This is a genomic window from Scandinavium lactucae (genome assembly GCF_033843265.1).
In the GTDB taxonomy this organism is placed as follows: domain Bacteria; phylum Pseudomonadota; class Gammaproteobacteria; order Enterobacterales; family Enterobacteriaceae; genus Scandinavium; species Scandinavium lactucae.
In genome coordinates, this window is sequence record NZ_JAWXRD010000034.1 from 1 (window position 1) to 18,189 (window position 18,189).

Annotated in this window: 16 protein-coding genes and 1 tRNA gene; 11 read left to right on the forward strand and 6 right to left on the reverse strand. The window is 51.3% G+C overall.

Translation table 11 applies throughout. From position 1 onward, the window contains the following. Window positions 1–83 precede the first annotated feature (83 nt). From SIK69_RS14795 to SIK69_RS14805, 3 genes are all read right to left on the reverse strand, one after another. Window positions 84–168 (reverse strand) — tRNA-Tyr (locus SIK69_RS14795). 152 nt (window positions 169–320) lie between these two features. After that, window positions 321–1,163, reverse strand: coding sequence for a formyltetrahydrofolate deformylase (purU, locus tag SIK69_RS14800; RefSeq protein WP_319627542.1), 843 nt, complete (start codon window positions 1,161–1,163; stop codon window positions 321–323). 49 nt (window positions 1,164–1,212) lie between these two features. Next, complete coding sequence (locus SIK69_RS14805; protein ID WP_319786430.1) at window positions 1,213–1,668, reverse strand: YchJ family protein; 456 nt, start codon at window positions 1,666–1,668, stop codon at window positions 1,213–1,215. A gap of 112 nt (window positions 1,669–1,780) precedes the next feature. Between SIK69_RS14805 and rssA the strand changes: the two genes are divergently transcribed. From rssA to galU, 3 genes are all read left to right on the forward strand, one after another. After that, entirely contained in the window at window positions 1,781–2,692 is a 912-nt protein-coding gene (gene rssA / locus SIK69_RS14810) for a patatin-like phospholipase RssA (protein WP_319627540.1), read from the forward strand. 88 nt (window positions 2,693–2,780) lie between these two features. Beyond that, entirely contained in the window at window positions 2,781–3,794 is a 1,014-nt protein-coding gene (rssB, locus tag SIK69_RS14815) for a two-component system response regulator RssB (protein ID WP_319627539.1), read from the forward strand. A gap of 199 nt (window positions 3,795–3,993) precedes the next feature. Continuing rightward, complete coding sequence (gene galU / locus SIK69_RS14820) at window positions 3,994–4,902, forward strand: UTP--glucose-1-phosphate uridylyltransferase GalU (protein WP_319627538.1); 909 nt, start codon at window positions 3,994–3,996, stop codon at window positions 4,900–4,902. A gap of 173 nt (window positions 4,903–5,075) precedes the next feature. Here the strand turns inward: galU and hns are convergent, their stop codons facing one another. Next, the gene (gene hns / locus SIK69_RS14825; RefSeq protein WP_319627537.1) at window positions 5,076–5,486 is read right to left on the reverse strand and encodes a histone-like nucleoid-structuring protein H-NS; all 411 of its coding nucleotides are present in this window, start codon (window positions 5,484–5,486) and stop codon (window positions 5,076–5,078) included. A gap of 558 nt (window positions 5,487–6,044) precedes the next feature. On the opposite strand from hns, the gene tdk reads away from it, so the two are divergent. After that, entirely contained in the window at window positions 6,045–6,671 is a 627-nt protein-coding gene (gene tdk, locus SIK69_RS14830; RefSeq protein WP_319627536.1) for a thymidine kinase, read from the forward strand. 73 nt (window positions 6,672–6,744) lie between these two features. On the opposite strand, the gene adhE is transcribed toward tdk, so the two are convergent. After that, the gene (gene adhE / locus SIK69_RS14835) at window positions 6,745–9,423 is read right to left on the reverse strand and encodes a bifunctional acetaldehyde-CoA/alcohol dehydrogenase (protein ID WP_319786431.1); all 2,679 of its coding nucleotides are present in this window, start codon (window positions 9,421–9,423) and stop codon (window positions 6,745–6,747) included. Between the two features lie 477 nt (window positions 9,424–9,900). Between adhE and SIK69_RS14840 the strand changes: the two genes are divergently transcribed. The 7 genes from SIK69_RS14840 to SIK69_RS14870 all read left to right on the forward strand — a co-directional run bounded on the left by SIK69_RS14840 (window position 9,901) and on the right by SIK69_RS14870 (window position 17,818). Then, complete coding sequence (locus SIK69_RS14840; protein ID WP_319627534.1) at window positions 9,901–10,548, forward strand: YchE family NAAT transporter; 648 nt, start codon at window positions 9,901–9,903, stop codon at window positions 10,546–10,548. Window positions 10,549–11,304: 756 nt separating this feature from the next. After that, a complete protein-coding gene (gene oppA / locus SIK69_RS14845) occupies window positions 11,305–12,936 on the forward strand; it encodes an oligopeptide ABC transporter substrate-binding protein OppA (RefSeq protein ID WP_319627533.1) in 1,632 nt (543 codons plus the stop codon). A gap of 120 nt (window positions 12,937–13,056) precedes the next feature. Continuing rightward, window positions 13,057–13,977: an oligopeptide ABC transporter permease OppB gene (gene oppB / locus SIK69_RS14850; protein WP_319627532.1), complete on the forward strand. Its 921-nt coding sequence runs from the start codon at window positions 13,057–13,059 to the stop codon at window positions 13,975–13,977. A gap of 14 nt (window positions 13,978–13,991) precedes the next feature. Continuing rightward, window positions 13,992–14,900: an oligopeptide ABC transporter permease OppC gene (gene oppC, locus SIK69_RS14855; RefSeq protein WP_319627531.1), complete on the forward strand. Its 909-nt coding sequence runs from the start codon at window positions 13,992–13,994 to the stop codon at window positions 14,898–14,900. An 11-nt stretch (window positions 14,901–14,911) separates the two neighbouring features. Beyond that, window positions 14,912–15,922 carry an ABC transporter ATP-binding protein gene (locus SIK69_RS14860; protein ID WP_319627530.1) on the forward strand — a complete coding sequence of 337 codons (1,011 nt, stop codon included), beginning with the start codon at window positions 14,912–14,914 and terminating at the stop codon, window positions 15,920–15,922. After that, window positions 15,919–16,923 carry a murein tripeptide/oligopeptide ABC transporter ATP-binding protein OppF gene (oppF, locus tag SIK69_RS14865; RefSeq protein WP_319627529.1) on the forward strand — a complete coding sequence of 335 codons (1,005 nt, stop codon included), beginning with the start codon at window positions 15,919–15,921 and terminating at the stop codon, window positions 16,921–16,923. Before SIK69_RS14860 ends, oppF begins: the two co-directional genes overlap by 4 nt. Window positions 16,924–16,969: 46 nt before the next feature. Then, on the forward strand, window positions 16,970–17,818 hold the full coding sequence (locus SIK69_RS14870; protein WP_319786432.1) for an ion transporter: 849 nt from the start codon (window positions 16,970–16,972) through the stop codon (window positions 17,816–17,818). Window positions 17,819–17,853: 35 nt separating this feature from the next. On the opposite strand, the gene SIK69_RS14875 is transcribed toward SIK69_RS14870, so the two are convergent. Next, the gene (locus SIK69_RS14875; RefSeq protein ID WP_319627527.1) at window positions 17,854–18,183 is read right to left on the reverse strand and encodes an HI1450 family dsDNA-mimic protein; all 330 of its coding nucleotides are present in this window, start codon (window positions 18,181–18,183) and stop codon (window positions 17,854–17,856) included. Between the last annotated feature and the right edge of the window lie 6 nt (window positions 18,184–18,189).

Genomic DNA, 18,189 nt, shown 5'->3' on the forward strand with positions numbered 1-18,189 from the left:
GACGACAGATTTACAGTCTGCTCCCTTTGGCCGCTCGGGAACCCCGCCAGGGGTATGGGTGCTACAGATACTGACCAGAATAGTGGTGGCGGGGGAAGGATTCGAACCTTCGAAGTCGATGACGACAGATTTACAGTCTGCTCCCTTTGGCCGCTCGGGAACCCCGCCAGGGGTAATGCTTTTACTGGCCTGCTCCCTTTTGGGAAGCGGGGCGCATCATATCAAATGACGCGCCGCTGTAAAGACTTCCTTTCAGGAAAATGAACCGTTTGCGCGCTTTTTGCCCATAACGTTTAAAAGCGCTGCAACGGCCATTTGACTTACAGAATAATTGTCCGATTACCGTACACGAACACACGCTGGGCAAGAACCTGATACAACGCGCGGCTGAGGACGTTTTTCTCTACGTCTCGGCCCGCACGCATCATGTCTTCCGCGGTGTAGGTATGATCGACGTGAATGACGTCCTGCATGATGATTGGGCCTTCATCCAGATTGTCGTTCACGTAGTGCGCTGTAGCACCGATGATTTTCACGCCGCGATCGTAGGCCTGCTGATACGGGCGCGCACCGATAAACGCGGGCAGGAACGAATGGTGAATATTGATAATTTTATTCGGGAAGCGTGACACGAAGGCCGGGGTCAGGACTCGCATGTATTTCGCCAGCACCACGTAATCGGGCTGATGGGCGTCAATCGCGTCGGCCATCAGGGCATCATGCTCTTCGCGGGTGTGGCCTTCGTGGCTAACCAGCTCAAACGGCACGTCGAATTTCTCAACCAACGAACGCAGGGTGTCGTGGTTACCAATGACCGCGGCAATGTCAACATCCAGGCCGCCATAATTGGCTTTCATCAGTAGGTCGCCCAGACAGTGCGCTTCTTTGGTGACCAGAATCACCACCCGACGACGGCCTGCAGGCGTGAGTTCGCGAATGGAACCTTCAGGTAATGCGCTGTCCAGATCGGCCAGCAGCGTGGAGTCGTTGAAAATGCCTTCAAGCTCAGTGCGCATAAAGAAACGCCCGGTGCGATGATCGACGAACTCGTTGTTCTGCACGATGTTCAGTTCATGCTTGTAGCAAATGTTAGTAATACGTGCGATCAGCCCTTTTTGATCCGGGCAGATTGTACGCAACACTTTTCGTTGTAATGAGTGCATTGCGGGGGAAATCCTGTTGACGGTGTTTGCTGTTTTGGTGGCGGCTTGACTAACCGCAGCACTTTTTAAATTTTTTACCCGACCCGCAAGGGCAGGGGTCGTTGCGGCCGATTAAGGGACGTGTACCATCAATATAATACCATTGTCCATTTTCTTTTAAGAATCTTGAACGCTCAATCAGGGCACTACTCTTGCTATGTTCACTAAATCGGGCGACAAAGCTGACAAAGCCCTCATCCGGGGTCTTGCCATCTTCGGCGGCAAAAATAGTGAGTCCCAACCATTCGGTTGTCGCAAAGCTTTGTTCCAGACTCTGACGAAATTGCTGGGGCTCGCAGGACGGATGCCAGGTCTTGAGCAGATAATCTGCGTCCTTCATCACAAAGGCGCTGTAGCGTGAGCGCATGAGCTGTGACGGCGTAGGCGCAAGCGTGTTACCTGAAAGATATCGCTGGCAACATAGGCTATACTCCAGAGCGCTGCCGCAGGGGCAAAGTGAATGCATAAATGCCTTCCCGTTGGTGAATAAAGAAAGGCGCAACTGCGCCGGCGGCAAATATGTTAACTGACCAGTGGCAATGTGGCTACGTTGGGAATGGGGTTCAGTACTTGCAGGAATGAGAAAGCTTAAAATTGGTTTAGCCTTGGGGTCAGGCGCGGCGCGAGGATGGTCACACATCGGCGTCATCAACGCGCTGCAGAAAATGGGCATTGAGATTGATATCGTTGCAGGGTGTTCCATTGGTTCTCTGGTGGGCGCGGCTTATGCCTGCGATCGATTACCGGTGCTTGAGAAATGGGTGTGCTCCTTCAATTCATGGGACGTTTTACGCCTGATGGACCTCTCCTGGCGACGCGGTGGACTGCTGCGTGGAGAACGCGTGTTCAGCCACTTTCGTCAACTCATTCCCGTCGACAATATCGAATCTTGCCAACGTCGCTTTGCTTCCGTTGCCACTAATCTGAGTACTGGCCGCGAACTGTGGTTCACCGAAGGTGACCTGCATATGGCCGTGCGTGCTTCCTGCAGCATTCCCGGGTTGATGTCGCCCGTCATGCACAACGGCTACTGGCTGGTCGACGGCGCGGTGGTGAATCCGATTCCGGTGTCGCTCACGCGCGCATTGGGTGCCGATATCGTGATCGCTGTCGATTTGCAGCACGACGCGCATTTAATGCAACAAGATTTGTTATCCGTGAACCTTCAGCCCGATCCACAGTCTTCTGAAAGTGATGAGGCGCTGAGCTGGCATGAACGTTTTCGCGCAAGGCTGGGCCGCATGACATCGCGCCGGACGGCAATCACACCGACGGCTATGGAGATCATGACGACCTCTATTCAGGTGCTGGAAAACCGATTAAAGCGCAACCGTATGGCAGGTGATCCACCTGATATCCTGTTGCAACCTTTTTGCCCGCAGATTTCAACGCTCGATTTCCACCGTGCGCCCGCGGCCATCGCCGCCGGACAACTCTCGGTAGAGAAAAAAATGGACGAACTTTTACCGCTCGTCCGGAGCCAGGCTTAGGGCATTTTCGATTACTTCAGCAAATTCTGACAGGCGATAGCACGAATAGCGTGCCACTATTTACTTATCGTCTGCCAGGGGAGATATCATGACGCAGCCATTGGCGGGAAAACACATTCTTATCGTCGAGGATGAGCCGGTTTTCCGCTCACTACTGGATTCGTGGCTTTCATCGCTGGGCGCAGAAACCGCCCTGGCTGAAGACGGCCAGAGTGCCCTGGACTTAATGGCAGAGGTTAATCCTGATCTGATGATCTGCGACATCGAAATGCCACGGATGAACGGACTCAAACTGGTCGAATCTTTGCGTAACAGTGGCAATCAGTTGCCGATCCTGATTATCTCCGCGACCGAAAACATGTCTGATATCGCCAAAGCGCTGCGGCTTGGCGTGCAGGATGTGATGCTTAAACCTGTCAAAGATCTCAATCGTCTGCGTGAAACCGTTTTTGCCTGTCTCTATCCTGCGATGTTCAATTCCCGCGTTGAGGAAGAAGAGCGTTTATTTGAAGACTGGGATGCGCTGGTCAGTAATCCCTCAGCGGCAGCAAAATTATTGCAGGAACTTCAGCCACCGGTCCAACAGGTTATTTCGCATTGTCGTATTAACTACCGGCAGCTGGTATCAGCGGATAATCCCGGCCTGGTGCTCGATATTGCACCACTTTCAGATAAAGATCTGGCGTTTTATTGTCTGGACGTGACGCGTGCCGGTGATAATGGTGTGTTAGCCGCACTTTTATTACGTGCTTTATTTAACGGCTTGTTACAAGAACAGCTTGCTCATGAAGGTCAGCGTTTGCCTGAATTAGGCAGTTTGTTAAAACAGGTCAATCAATTGCTGCGCCAGGCCAATTTACCAGGACAATTCCCGCTACTGGTTGGGTATTACCATAGCGAAATTAAAAATCTGATCCTTGTTTCTGCGGGTCTTAACGGCACACTTAACACCGGCGAGCATCAAATACAGATCAGTAATGGCGTTCCGTTGGGGACGTTGGGCAATGCTTATTTAAATCAAATCAGCCAACGCTGCGAATCGTGGCAGTGCCAAATTTGGGGAGCGGGTGGGCGCTTGCGCTTAATGTTGTCTGCGGAATGAGCAATTAGCCGGGGAGCCCCGGTTATTGCTTTCTCTCCTTTCAGACAGTGGTGGTACTATCAGCAGGATTTATACGTAAAAATCCTAATTCAAGGTTAACGTGTCCTTTTCAGACCAGATTGACCAATCGGTACTGATATACTCAACGCGTTATTAATTAACGAGCACGTTCAAAAGTTGAACAGTTCAGGAGATTTCAATGGCTGCATTAAATTCGAAAGTCACTAAGGCCGTAATCCCGGTAGCGGGATTGGGTACCAGGATGTTGCCCGCCACTAAAGCGATTCCTAAGGAAATGCTGCCGCTGGTCGACAAGCCATTAATTCAGTATGTTGTCAATGAATGCATTGCTGCAGGTATTACTGAAATTGTGCTGGTGACCCACTCTTCGAAAAACTCGATCGAAAACCATTTTGATACCAGTTTTGAACTTGAAGCAATGCTGGAAAAACGCGTGAAGCGCCAGTTGCTGGAAGAAGTGCAGTCTATTTGCCCGCCACACGTGACCATTATGCAGGTCCGTCAGGGTCTGGCAAAAGGCCTGGGCCACGCAGTGCTGTGTGCCCATCCGGTCGTCGGTAACGAGCCAGTGGCCGTTATTCTGCCGGACGTGATTCTGGATGAATACGAATCCGATTTGTCTCGCGACAACCTCGCGGAAATGATTAAGCGTTTTGATGAGACAGGTGCCAGCCAGATTATGGTTGAGCCGGTTGATGACGTGACTGCGTACGGCGTGGTGGATTGCAAAGGTGAAGCCCTGAACCCGGGTGACAGCGTGCCAATGGTCGGCGTGGTTGAGAAACCTAAAGCTGACGTGGCCCCATCAAACCTGGCGGTCGTAGGCCGTTACGTGCTGAGCGCAGAAATTTGGCCACTGCTGGCGAAAACGCCTCCGGGAGCCGGGGACGAAATCCAGCTGACTGACGCTATCGATATGCTTATCGAGAAGGAAACGGTTGAAGCCTATCACATGAAAGGCAAGAGCCACGATTGCGGTAATAAACTGGGTTATATGCGTGCGTTTGTTGAATATGGTATTCGCCATAATTCACTGGGTGCGGATTTTAAAGCCTGGCTGGAAGATACCGTGGGCACTGGCAAGTAATTTGTCCGCCTGCCGTACCAACCGGGGTCCTGTAAAGGCCCCGGTTTTTTATTGCCTGTTGTCGGAGGTGCTTTAAAACCAGGCAGGTTATGCGTGCCCTCGGCCAATTTCAGGATAAAAAAAATCCCGCAGGGCGGGATTTTTCAACAAACGTGCATAAGAAACAAGGAAGATTAAATCAGGAAATCGTCCAGTGATTTACCCTGCTCATCCATTGCTTTTTTGATGATTGCCGGAGTACGACCCTGGCCGGTCCAAGTTTTGGTTTCGCCGTTTTCATCAACGTAGCTATATTTAGCCGGGCGAGCTGCACGTTTAGCTTTAGCACCAGATTTGCTCTGAGCAGCAATGCTGTTCAGCAGTTCATTTGGATCAATGCCATCAGCGATCAGCATTTCACGGTATTGCTGCAGTTTACGAGTGCGCTCTTCAACTTCAGCAGCGGCCGCGCTTTCTTCTTCGCGACGTTCGTTAACAACAACTTCTAATTTTTCCAGCATTTCTTCGAGCGTTTCGAGAGTGCATTCTCTTGCCTGCGCACGAAGAGTACGGATGTTGTTCAAAATTTTAAGTGCTTCGCTCATTGTAGTATTCTCAAACTTATATTGTGGGGTGGTTTGTTGAGGTAATAATAGAGCGTTAATTTCAGATGTGCAATAGGGGGGATTGTAAGGAAGTCAAAATATCGTGTTATTTAGCGGTATTATTAATTAGGTAAAGTTAAATTTTTCGCGTGAGTTCACATTTGATGCGCTTATTGTCTGGCCGTAATCTTAAGAACACCCTTACAAAGTAAGCTCTTTTGAATGTTTCACCGCAGGTATATATCCTTGGCTCACAAATATCAGCCTTTAGTATTAGTCGTAGGGTAAGCCCTCGTTTTCCTTCATTTCAATAGAAACTGAATCATAACCCAGGTAAACCCTTTTGTTGCCTAGAGGCACCCAGGCCCCCTCATAACGCAGGGTTATCTTTAGGTTGATGCAGAACAAAAACGTCTATCTGACTGTTATTATAGATAAGAAGAACTTAATATTTTACCTTCAGCCGTAATGGATTGTGACTTTCGTGAGCGCTGAAATTGGCCCGGAATATGGTACAATTCGTGCCGTTAAATCACGATGATTGGGGTGATGCTGCGAATGGCACAGCTTTATTTTTACTACTCTGCAATGAACGCAGGGAAGTCGACTGCGTTGCTGCAGTCTTCCTACAATTACCAGGAGCGCGGGATGCGTACCCTGGTTTATACCGCAGAAATTGATGACAGATTTGGTGCAGGCAAAGTAAGTTCCCGCATCGGCCTGTCGTCACCTGCGAAGCTCTACAACCAGCAGACGTCGTTGTATCACGATATCGCCGCTGAGCACGCGAAAGAGCCGATTCACTGCGTTCTGGTGGATGAGAGCCAGTTCCTGACCCGCGAGCAGGTTTACGCCCTGTCAGAGGTCGTGGATGAGCTGGATATTCCTGTATTGTGCTATGGCCTGCGTACGGATTTTCGTGGCGAGCTATTTATCGGCAGCCAGTATTTGCTCTCCTGGGCAGATAAGCTGGTAGAGTTAAAAACGATCTGCTTCTGTGGGCGCAAGGCGAGTATGGTTCTGCGGCTCGATCAGGAAGGGCGGCCTTACAACGAAGGTGAACAGGTGGTGATTGGCGGCAACGAACGCTACGTCTCAGTATGTCGTAAACACTACAAAGAGGCGCTAGTCGAAGGCTCTCTGAGCACCATTCAGCAGCGAGTAAGGGGCAGGGTGGAGGAGTAATCCTTTCGCTTCTTTCTTGCATACAGACATAAAAAAACCCGCCATTTTGGCGGGTTTTTTATTGGGCTTTCAATTAAGCGGTTTTCTTCGCTTTTTTGTCAGCTTTAACAGCTGGTGCAGCTGCTTTCTTGTCAGCAACGTCACCTTCAGAGAACTCACGACCGTAGTAAGTATCCATCAGGATCTGTTTCAGTTCGGAGATCAGTGGGTAGCGTGGGTTAGCACCGGTACACTGGTCGTCAAACGCGTCTTCAGACAGTTTGTCAACGTGTGCCAGGAAGTCAGCTTCCTGAACGCCAGCTTCACGGATGGACTTAGGAATACCCAGTTCAGCCTTGATGCTGTCGAGCCATGCCAGCAGCTTCTCGATCTTCGCCGCAGTACGGTCACCGGCAGACGTCAGACCCAGGTGGTCAGCGATTTCTGCATAACGACGGCGTGCCTGTGGACGATCGTACTGGCTGAATGCAGTCTGCTTAGTCGGGTTGTCATTCGCGTTATAGCGGATAACGTTGCTGATCAGCAGGGCGTTGGCCAGACCGTGTGGAATGTGGAACTGAGAGCCCAGTTTATGCGCCATCGAGTGACACACACCGAGGAAGGCGTTCGCAAACGCGATACCGGCGATAGTCGCTGCGTTGTGAACGCGTTCACGGGCAACCGGGTTTTTAGACCCTTCGTGGTAAGACGCTGGCAGGTTTTCTTTCAGCAGTTTCAGAGCCTGCAGAGCCTGACCATCGGAGAACTCAGATGCCAGTACCGACACATAAGCTTCCAGAGCGTGCGTTACCGCATCCAGACCACCAAATGCACACAGTGACTTCGGCATTTCCATGACGAGGTTGGCATCAACAATAGCCATGTCCGGGGTCAGCGCGTAGTCAGCCAGTGGATATTTCTGGCCAGTCGCGTCATCGGTTACTACCGCAAATGGGGTAACTTCAGAACCGGTACCGGAAGTGGTAGTGACCGCAACCATTTTGGCTTTAACGCCCATTTTCGGGAACTTGTAGATACGTTTACGGATGTCCATAAAGCGCAGTGCCAGTTCTTCGAAGTGGGTTTCTGGGTGCTCGTACATAACCCACATGATTTTCGCAGCATCCATCGGGGAACCACCACCCAGCGCGATGATCACGTCTGGCTTGAAGGAGTTCGCCAATTCTGCACCTTTACGCACAACGGTCAGCGTTGGGTCAGCTTCAACTTCGAAGAACACTTCGGTTTCAACGCCAGCTGCTTTCAGAACAGAGGTTATCTGGTCTGCATAGCCGTTGTTGAACAGGAAGCGGTCAGTCACGATCAGCGCACGTTTGTGGCCATCGGTAATCACTTCATCCAGCGCGATTGGCAGTGAGCCACGGCGGAAGTAGATAGATTTCGGAAGTTTATGCCACAACATGTTTTCAGCTCGCTTAGCAACGGTTTTCTTGTTGATCAGGTGTTTTGGACCAACGTTTTCAGAGATGGAATTACCACCCCATGAACCACAACCCAGAGTCAGGGAAGGTGCGAGTTTGAAGTTGTACAGGTCACCGATACCACCCTGAGAAGCAGGGGTGTTAATCAGGATACGCGCGGTCTTCATTTTGTCGCCGAAGAATTTAACGCGTTCTGGCTGGTTGTCCTGGTCGGTGTACAGGCAAGAGGTATGACCGATACCGCCCATCTCAACCAATTTTTCAGCTTTGATCACTGCATCTTCGAAATTCTTGGCGCGGTACATTGCCAGAGTCGGAGACAGTTTTTCGTGAGCAAACGGCTCGGACTCGTCAACAACGGTCACTTCGCCAATCAGAATTTTGGTGTCAGCTGGAACAGTGAAGCCTGCCAGTTCAGCAATTTTGGTTGCTGGCTGACCAACGATAGCGGCGTTCAGTGCGCCATTTTTCAGGATAATGTCCTGAACAGCTTTCAGCTCTTTACCCTGCAACATGTAACCACCGTGAGAAGCGAAACGCTCACGCACTGCAGCATAGGCAGAATCAACCACGATAACGGACTGCTCAGAAGCACAGATGACGCCATTGTCGAAGGTTTTAGACATCAGGATAGAAGCAACAACACGTTTGATGTCAGCGGTTTCATCAACCACGACAGGGGTGTTACCTGCGCCTACACCGATAGCGGGTTTACCGGAGCTGTAAGCGGCTTTAACCATGCCCGGGCCACCGGTGGCGAGGATCATGTTGATGTCTGGGTGATGCATCAGCGCGTTAGACAGCTCAACAGACGGCTGGTCAATCCAACCAATCAAGTCTTTCGGCGCACCCGCAGCGATAGCAGCCTGCAGTACGATGTCAGCGGCTTTGTTGGTCGCGTCTTTTGCACGTGGGTGTGGAGAGAAGATGATGGCGTTACGCGTCTTCAGGCTGATCAGCGATTTGAAGATAGCGGTAGAGGTTGGGTTGGTGGTCGGTACGATACCGCAAATGATGCCGATTGGCTCTGCGATGGTGATAGTCCCGAAAGTGTGGTCTTCAGACAGCACACCACAGGTTTTCTCATCTTTATAGGCGTTGTAGATATACTCAGAAGCGAAGTGGTTTTTAATCACTTTGTCTTCCACGATACCCATGCCAGATTCGGCAACGGCCAGTTTCGCGAGAGGGATTCGAGCATCTGCAGCAGCCAGAGCGGCGGCGCGGAAGATTTTATCAACCTGTTCTTGGGTGAAGTTGGCATATTCACGCTGGGCTTTTTTTACGCGCTCGACGAGTGCGTTCAGTTCAGCGACATTAGTAACAGCCATAATGCTCTCCTGGATAATGTTAAACTTTTTTAGTAAATCAGCTGCGCGATACGTCATTATAGACAGCCCGCCAACAGCTTGCGTAAGAGCCATAAAACCAACAGGTTACTAACGACCTTCAATCCACTGATTTACTAAAAGAGCCTTCCATTACACCCGAATGAGTGACCGGGCTACTCCCTGGTGCGAAATCAAGATTACCCACTTCTGAGTACAAATTGCGTGATCTAAATCAAGATTACACCAAGCTGACTCCTTTCAGCAGACCGTTTTTAGCGGATTGTATCAAGTGTTAAAAGATCGTAATTTCGAACGGGAGTTACAGTAGCATAATTTATACATCTGCATAACAATATGTATTGGTAGCGTTTAATCGTAGATTTGTGGTGAAGAATACCGCCAAACAGCGTATCTTCAGCGCGTTTTTCATAATTAATGACCGTCAACTACCACAATTGATGAGGCCGCGGGGATACCGTGATTCTATCGCTGTTCGATTTTCCAACTTATATCAAATTTTTCATTGGCTTATTTGCGCTGGTAAACCCGGTGGGTATCATCCCGGTGTTCATCAGCATGACCAGCTACCAGACTGCGCCTGCGCGCAACAAAACCAATCTGACGGCGAACCTGTCGGTAGCCATTATCTTGTGGACCTCGCTGTTTCTCGGAGACGGAATTCTCCAACTGTTTGGGATCTCCATAGATTCCTTCCGTATTGCGGGCGGTATCCTGGTGGTTACCATTGCGATGTCGATGATCAGCGGGAAACTCGGCGAGGATAAACAAAACAAGCAGGAAAAATCAGAGACGGCCATTCGTGAAAGCGTGGGCGTTGTCCCTCTGGCGTTGCCGTTGATGGCCGGGCCGGGGGCAATTAGCTCGACGATAGTGTGGGGTACGCGCTATCACAATATTCCCCACCTGATTGGCTTCTCGATTGCGATTGCGATTTTTGCCGCCTGCTGTTGGGGGTTGTTCCGTATTGCGCCGTGGCTGGTGCGTTTGCTGGGGCAGACCGGGATTAACGTCATCACCCGTATTATGGGATTATTGTTGATGGCGCTCGGGATCGAATTCATCGTAGCGGGCATCAAATCCATTTTTCCGGGCCTGCTCGGGTAATGACGACTCAGGAACGGGGCTAAGCGCCCCGTTCTTTGTTTCAATTATTAGCAAAACATATCAATAAATTTGAAAAAGCTGCCGGTAATAACCTCTTGCTATTCCTGGCTAACTTCATGTTAATCAATCGATTAGCCATAAAACCCTCCAGTAGTACCCTTTGCAATAATGTTATTTCATTAACATGACACTCTTACGCTTGCCGCGAGATAATTGAAATGTTATTAGTAATTTCAGCTTTCATGCAGTGGAATGTGCTAAATAATAATCAATTGTTAAATTATTGTGTAAAAAGGCATCAGATCAGTCGTGTGTGCAGGCTGAGAGACAGTGATCTCTTTAACGTGATGATATTCAATGGCTAATTTCTCTTTAACGCGATAGAACGCGACCTGCTTCATTTGAAACAGACTCAACAAAAGAGAATTGGTTAACAAATTTGCAAATTGTATTGGCGGGCGAGAAATGCATTTGATACTTTCCGCCCAGTCATATTGCGACACAAAACGCGGAAATGAGAATAATTTTCAAATAAATCTCCTGACGCGAAAAGAATGCCGGTTATCCCGCAGGGGGGATGACCTAAAGAATCGACGTAAGGTTGCCGAATAAAGAGTGACCGTAATAAAAGAAGTCGGTGATAGCAGAAGTACACCTGACAGCCGCATTCACTCCTGCGCTGTACAGGGAACCCTTCGGGGATAAACAAAACAGGCTGGCACAACCAGCAATTATAATGAGCGGAGTATCAACACAATGTCCATCATCACAAAAAAAAGCCTCGTCGCAGCAGGCGTATTCGCTGCACTTATCGCAGGAAGTGCAATGGCTGCAGACGTTCCTGCGGGCGTTAAGCTGGCAGATAAGCAAACCATGATCCGTAACAACGGCGCAGAACCGCAGTCGTTGGATCCGAATAAAATTGAAGGTGTTCCGGAAGCTAACGTCAGCCGCGACCTGTTTGAAGGCCTGCTGATCACTTCCACCAAAGATGGCCACCCGATCCCGGGCGTGGCAGAAAGCTGGGACAACAAGGATTTTAAAGTGTGGACCTTCCATCTGCGTAAAGACGCAAAATGGTCCAACGGTGAGCCGGTAACGGCACAAGATTTCGTTTATAGCTGGCAGCGTCTGGTCGACCCGAAAACCGCGTCCCCGTATGCGAGCTATCCGCAGTATGGTCATATCCTTAACGTTGATGAAATCATCGAAGGTAAAAAACCGACTTCCGAACTCGGCGTGAAAGCCATCGACGATCACACTCTGGAAGTGACGCTGAGCGAGCCGGTGCCTTATTTCTACAAACTGCTGGTGAACCCGGCGATGTCCCCGGTAAATAAAGCCGCTATCGAAAAATTCGGTGAGAAGTGGACGCAGCCTGCCAATATCGTTACCAACGGTGCTTATAAACTGAAAGACTGGGTGGTTAACGAACGTATCGTTATGGAACGTAACCCGAACTATTGGGATAACAAAGATACCGTTATCGATCAGATAACCTATCTGCCCATTTCTTCGGAAGTGACCGACGTTAACCGCTACCGTAGCGGCGAAATCGACATGACTTATAATAACCTGCCGATCGAGCTGTTCCAGAAACTGAAGAAAGAGATTCCAACGGAAGTACATGTTGATCCGTACCTGTGTACTTACTACTACGAAATCAACAACCAGAAAGCCCCATTCACTGATGCGCGCGTACGTACCGCACTGAAACTGGGTCTGGATCGTGACATTATCACCAACAAAGTCAAAGCACAGGGCGATCTGCCTGCGTTTGGTTACACTCCTCCGTATACCGATGGCGCAAAACTGACCAAACCAGAGTGGTTCACCTGGACTCAGGAAAAGCGTAACGAAGAAGCGAAGAAACTGCTGGCCGAAGCCGGTTACACCGCCGATAAGCCGTTGACCTTCAACCTGCTGTACAACACGTCTGACCTGCACAAGAAACTGGCTATCGCTGCCGCGTCCATCTGGAAGAAAAACCTCGGCGTCAACGTGAAGCTGGTGAACCAGGAGTGGAAAACCTTCCTGGATACCCGTCATCAGGGGACTTACGACGTAGCGCGTGCTGGCTGGTGTGCGGACTACAACGAACCGACGTCTTTCCTGAACACCATGCTGTCTGACAGCTCAATGAACACCGCGCACTATAAGAGCCCGGCGTTTGATGCGATCATGAAACAGACGCTACAGGTGACTGACGAAGCACAGCGTGTGGCGCTGTACGACAAAGCTGAACAACAGCTGGGTCAGGATTCTGCCATCGTTCCGGTTTATTACTATGTGAACGCCCGTCTGGTGAAACCGTGGGTTGGCGGTTATACCGGTAAAGACCCGATGGACAATATCTACACCAAAGACTTGTACATCATTAAGCATTAATGGCAATCCGTGGGGCAGCGTAACGTTGCCCCACTGTGTCTTATTTCACGCACTATCACATGACTGCATCAGCCAGACTGATCCGCGACATGTAAAGGCACACGCCAGAAGGTACGGGCAATGTTGAAATTTATTTTACGCCGCTGTCTGGAAGCGATTCCGACACTTTTTATCCTTATTACGATTTCCTTCTTTATGATGCGTCTTGCGCCGGGGAGTCCATTTACCGGTGAACGTACGCTGCCGCCTGAAGTTATGGCGAATATTGAAGCCAAATATCACCTGAACGACCCGATCGGCGTCCAGTACTTCAACTACCTGAAGCAACTGGCGCACGGCGATTTCGGACCGTCATTCAAATATAAAGATTATTCCGTCAACGACCTGGTGGCCGCGAGCTTCCCGGTGTCGGCCAAATTAGGCTTTGCAGCCTTCTTCCTGGCGGTAATCCTCGGTGTGACCGCAGGGGTCATCGCCGCACTCAATCAAAATACCAAGTGGGATTATGCCGTGATGGGGGTCGCGATGACCGGGGTGGTTATCCCGAGCTTCGTGGTTGCACCGTTGCTGGTGATGATCTTCGCCATCATGCTGCACTGGCTGCCGGGCGGGGGCTGGAACGGCGGGGCGCTCAAATACATGATCCTGCCGATGGTGGCGCTGTCCCTGGCCTATATTGCCAGCATCGCGCGTATCACTCGTGGCTCAATGATTGAAGTGCTGCACTCTAACTTCATCCGCACCGCACGGGCGAAGGGGCTGCCGATGCGTCGTATTATCCTGCGTCATGCGCTGAAACCGGCGCTGCTGCCGGTGCTCTCCTACATGGGGCCTGCTTTCGTCGGGATTATTACCGGTTCGATGGTGATTGAAACCATTTATGGTCTGCCGGGAATCGGCCAGCTGTTCGTTAACGGCGCGCTGAACCGCGACTACTCGTTGGTGCTGAGCCTGACGATTCTGGTAGGTGCTTTGACCATTCTGTTTAACGCGATCGTCGACGTGCTGTATGCCGTCATCGATCCGAAAATCCGTTACTGACACTGGAGTTCGCCATGATGTTGAGTAAGAAAAACAGCGAGGCGCTGGAACACTTCAGTGAAAAACTGGAAGTCGAAGGCCGTAGCCTTTGGCAGGATGCCCGCCGTCGTTTTATGCATAACCGTGCCGCGGTCGCCAGCCTCTGTGTGCTGGTGGTGATTGCCCTGTTTGTGACCCTGGCACCAATACTGTCACAATTTAGCTACTTCGATACCGATTGGGGCATGATGTCGAGTGCGCCAGATATGACGTCTGGTCACTATTTCGGTACCGATTCCTCTGGCCGTGACCTACTGGTCCGTGTCGCTATCGGCGGGCGTATCTCTCTGATGGTGGGTATTGCCGCCGCGCTGGTGGCGGTGATTCTGGGCACGCTTTATGGCTCACTTTCCGGCTACCTCGGCGGAAAAGTGGATTCGGTGATGATGCGTCTGCTGGAGATCCTGAACTCCTTCCCGTTCATGTTCTTCGTTATCCTGCTGGTGACCTTCTTTGGTCAAAACATCCTGCTGATTTTTGTGGCTATCGGGATGGTCTCCTGGCTGGATATGGCGCGTATCGTGCGCGGTCAGACGTTAAGTCTGAAGCGTAAAGAGTTTATCGAAGCGGCGCAGGTGGGCGGCGTTTCCACGGCCAACATCGTCGTACGTCATATCGTGCCAAACGTCCTGGGCGTGGTGGTGGTGTATGCCTCACTGCTGGTGCCGAGCATGATCCTGTTTGAATCGTTCCTGAGCTTCCTCGGTCTGGGTACCCAGGAGCCCCTCAGCAGCTGGGGCGCGTTACTGAGTGATGGTGCCAACTCCATGGAAGTGTCTCCGTGGCTGCTGCTGTTCCCGGCTGGTTTCCTGGTGGTAACCCTGTTTTGTTTCAACTTTATCGGCGATGGCCTGCGTGATGCCCTCGACCCGAAAGACCGCTAAGGAGTGATGCCATGAGCACGATTGAAATGGTTAACGCCCCGCAGCAGCAAAAGTCTGGACTGCTGCTGGATGTGAAAGATTTGCGTGTGACCTTTGCCACGGCAGACGGCGATGTGACGGCGGTAAACGACCTTAACTTCAGCCTCAAAGCGGGCGAAACGCTGGGGATCGTTGGCGAATCCGGTTCCGGGAAATCCCAGACCGCATTTGCCCTGATGGGCCTGCTGGCGCAGAACGGTCGCATTGATGGTGTGGCGGCGTTTAACGGTCGCCAGATCCTCAACCTGCCGGAGAGAGAGCTTAACCGCCTGCGCGCTGAGCAGATTTCGATGATTTTCCAGGATCCGATGACCTCGCTGAACCCGTATATGCGCGTTGGCGAGCAGCTGATGGAAGTCCTGATGTTGCATAAAGGCATGGGCAAAGCCGAAGCGTTTGAAGAGTCGGTGAAAATGCTGGATGCGGTCAAAATGCCGGAAGCGCGTAAGCGTATGCGTATGTTCCCGCATGAGTTTTCTGGCGGGATGCGTCAACGTGTGATGATCGCCATGGCGCTGCTGTGTCGGCCAAAACTGCTGATTGCCGATGAACCGACCACCGCGCTGGACGTGACCGTTCAGGCGCAGATCATGACCCTGCTGAATGAACTTAAGCACGAATTCAACACCGCCATCATCATGATCACCCATGACCTCGGCGTTGTGGCTGGCATTTGTGACAAAGTGCTGGTGATGTATGCCGGACGTACCATGGAATACGGTCAGGCGCGCGATGTGTTTTACAGCCCGGCGCATCCCTATTCGATGGGCCTGCTCAATGCGGTGCCGCGTCTGGATGCCGAAGGTGAAGCGCTGCTGACCATTCCGGGTAACCCACCCAACCTGATGCGACTGCCGAAAGGCTGTCCGTTCCAGCCGCGTTGCCCGCACGCGATGGAAATCTGTAACACTGCTCCGCCGCTGGAGGAGTTTGCGCCTGGCCGTTTACGCGCCTGCTTTAAACCGGTGGGGGATCTGGTATGAACGCCGTAACTAATGAAAGAAAAGTTCTGCTCGAAATTGCCGACCTGAAAGTCCATTTTGACATTAAAGATGGCAAACAGTGGTTCTGGCAACCCTCGAAAACCCTGAAAGCCGTCGACGGCGTGACCCTGCGACTGTACGAAGGCGAAACGCTGGGCGTGGTGGGGGAATCGGGCTGCGGTAAATCGACTTTTGCCCGCGCCATTATCGGCCTGGTGAAAGCCACCGAAGGCAAAGTGGCGTGGCTGGGCAGAGATTTACTGGGTATGAAACCCGATGAGTGGCGTGCCGTGCGCAGTGACATTCAGATGATTTTCCAGGATCCACTGGCATCGCTGAACCCGCGTATGAACATCGGGGATATCATTGCTGAGCCGCTGCGCACCTATCATCCGAAGATGTCGCGTCAGGAAGTGCGTGACCGTGTGAAGGCGATGATGATGAAGGTGGGGCTGCTGCCAAATCTCATCAACCGTTACCCGCATGAATTCTCCGGCGGTCAATGTCAGCGTATCGGGATTGCCCGCGCGCTTATCCTTGAACCGAAGCTGATTATCTGTGATGAGCCGGTGTCGGCGCTGGACGTGTCGATTCAGGCGCAGGTGGTAAACCTGCTACAACAGCTTCAGCGTGAAATGGGGCTGTCGCTGATTTTCATCGCACATGATTTGGCAGTAGTAAAACACATTTCCGATCGCGTGCTGGTGATGTATCTGGGCCATGCGGTAGAGCTGGGCACCTACGATGAGGTGTATCACAATCCGCTGCATCCTTATACCAAAGCCCTGATGTCGGCGGTGCCAATCCCTGACCCGGATTTGGAAAAAAACAAAAAGATACAATTGCTCGAAGGGGAGTTACCGTCGCCAATCAATCCGCCGTCAGGCTGCGTATTCCGCACCCGCTGCCCGATTGCTGGCCCGGAATGCGCGAAAACGCGACCAGTTCTGGAGGGTAGCTTCCGACATGCTGTTTCCTGTCTGAAGGTTGACCCGTTATAATCTCAAGGGCTGACAATTGTCAGCCCTTTTTTATTGTGAGGTTATTGTGTCCGTCGCTCCGGTTTCACTCCGCCTGCGCCTGTACCAAATTCTCTTTGACCAAAATACTCGTTCAGGACGTCGCATAGAGGCGCTCTGCGGTTTTTTTGCGTTATTCAGCGTGGTCATTATTTTTATCGAGTCGGGAGTAGACTCCCACTACCATTTGTCCTTCGACCAGTGGCACACGTTTATCTATCTGGAACTGCTGATAACCCTGGTCTTTACCGTTGAGTATGTACTTCGGGTACTGTGCTGGCCGCAGCCCGCTAAATATGTTTTCAGCTTTTGGGGCATCATCGATTTGGTGACGGTGCTGCCGCTGTATGTGCTGTGGCTATGGCCAGAAATCGGCGTGAATTATGTCTTCGCCTGGCGAGCCTTGAGGACCATTCGTGTCCTGCGGGTGCTCAAACTGCTGCGTTATATGTCGTCGCTGCGTATATTCTGGCTGGCGATTGTCAGCGCCCGCCATCAGTTGATGGTGTTCTATTTCTTAATTGCCATTGTGATGGTGGTATTTGGGGCGCTGATGTACGGCATTGAAGGCCCGGAGAATGGCTTTGTGACGCTGGGCGCATCGGTATATTGGGCAGTGGTGACAGCGACCACGGTCGGCTACGGCGATATTACCCCGCATACCCCGGTCGGGCGTATGATGGCGTCGATGCTGATTTTAATTGGCTACTCGGTGATCGCAATCCCAACCGGTTTGATTACAACCCATATGAGCAACGAATATCAGACCCGACGCAATGCGCGTATTTGCCCAAACTGTCGGCATACCGGGCATGATAAAGGGGCGCGTTTTTGTAACGCCTGCGGAACCGAATTACAAAGCGTGGAGGCCCGATAGGCATCAGCACCATCGGGCAAAAAAGAGATTACGGATTATTCACGCCACAGAATATGGCAGATTTTGTGGTCTTTATCGCGGCACAGCAGAACGCGGGCAAAGATATCGTTGATATCGCCGCCGTCGGTGTCGGCCAGGCCAATCACCACTTCTGCGAAAAAGTCAGGATTCAAATCGAAATCGACATGTTCCTGCCAGTCTTCCGCCGGGTCGAAAAGCTCGGCACCGCCACGTTCTTCAAACTGCAAATTAAAGAGAATGATATCCGCAGGATCGAGGTTATCTCCCGCCAGCTCAAGAAAAATATCGTAAGCCTGCTCGAGCGTTTCGTCTTCGGTCAGGCGATTGTTTAAATCCATATCCATGATGAC

What these genes read in the sequence shown, in the direction of transcription:
- oppC (WP_319627531.1), top strand. Translation starts at nt 13,992, where the DNA reads ATGATGTTGAGTAAGAAAAACAGCGAGGCGCTGGAACACTTCAGTGAA.
- galU (WP_319627538.1), top strand. Translation starts at nt 3,994, where the DNA reads ATGGCTGCATTAAATTCGAAAGTCACTAAGGCCGTAATCCCGGTAGCG.
- oppA (WP_319627533.1), top strand. Translation starts at nt 11,305, where the DNA reads ATGTCCATCATCACAAAAAAAAGCCTCGTCGCAGCAGGCGTATTCGCT.
- oppF (WP_319627529.1), top strand. Translation starts at nt 15,919, where the DNA reads ATGAACGCCGTAACTAATGAAAGAAAAGTTCTGCTCGAAATTGCCGAC.
- purU (WP_319627542.1), bottom strand. Translation starts at nt 1,163, where the DNA reads ATGCACTCATTACAACGAAAAGTGTTGCGTACAATCTGCCCGGATCAA.
- tdk (WP_319627536.1), top strand. Translation starts at nt 6,045, where the DNA reads ATGGCACAGCTTTATTTTTACTACTCTGCAATGAACGCAGGGAAGTCG.
- oppB (WP_319627532.1), top strand. Translation starts at nt 13,057, where the DNA reads ATGTTGAAATTTATTTTACGCCGCTGTCTGGAAGCGATTCCGACACTT.
- adhE (WP_319786431.1), bottom strand. Translation starts at nt 9,423, where the DNA reads ATGGCTGTTACTAATGTCGCTGAACTGAACGCACTCGTCGAGCGCGTA.
- rssA (WP_319627540.1), top strand. Translation starts at nt 1,781, where the DNA reads ATGAGAAAGCTTAAAATTGGTTTAGCCTTGGGGTCAGGCGCGGCGCGA.
- rssB (WP_319627539.1), top strand. Translation starts at nt 2,781, where the DNA reads ATGACGCAGCCATTGGCGGGAAAACACATTCTTATCGTCGAGGATGAG.
- hns (WP_319627537.1), bottom strand. Translation starts at nt 5,486, where the DNA reads ATGAGCGAAGCACTTAAAATTTTGAACAACATCCGTACTCTTCGTGCG.
- SIK69_RS14805 (WP_319786430.1), bottom strand. Translation starts at nt 1,668, where the DNA reads ATGCATTCACTTTGCCCCTGCGGCAGCGCTCTGGAGTATAGCCTATGT.
- SIK69_RS14875 (WP_319627527.1), bottom strand. Translation starts at nt 18,183, where the DNA reads ATGGATATGGATTTAAACAATCGCCTGACCGAAGACGAAACGCTCGAG.
- SIK69_RS14860 (WP_319627530.1), top strand. Translation starts at nt 14,912, where the DNA reads ATGAGCACGATTGAAATGGTTAACGCCCCGCAGCAGCAAAAGTCTGGA.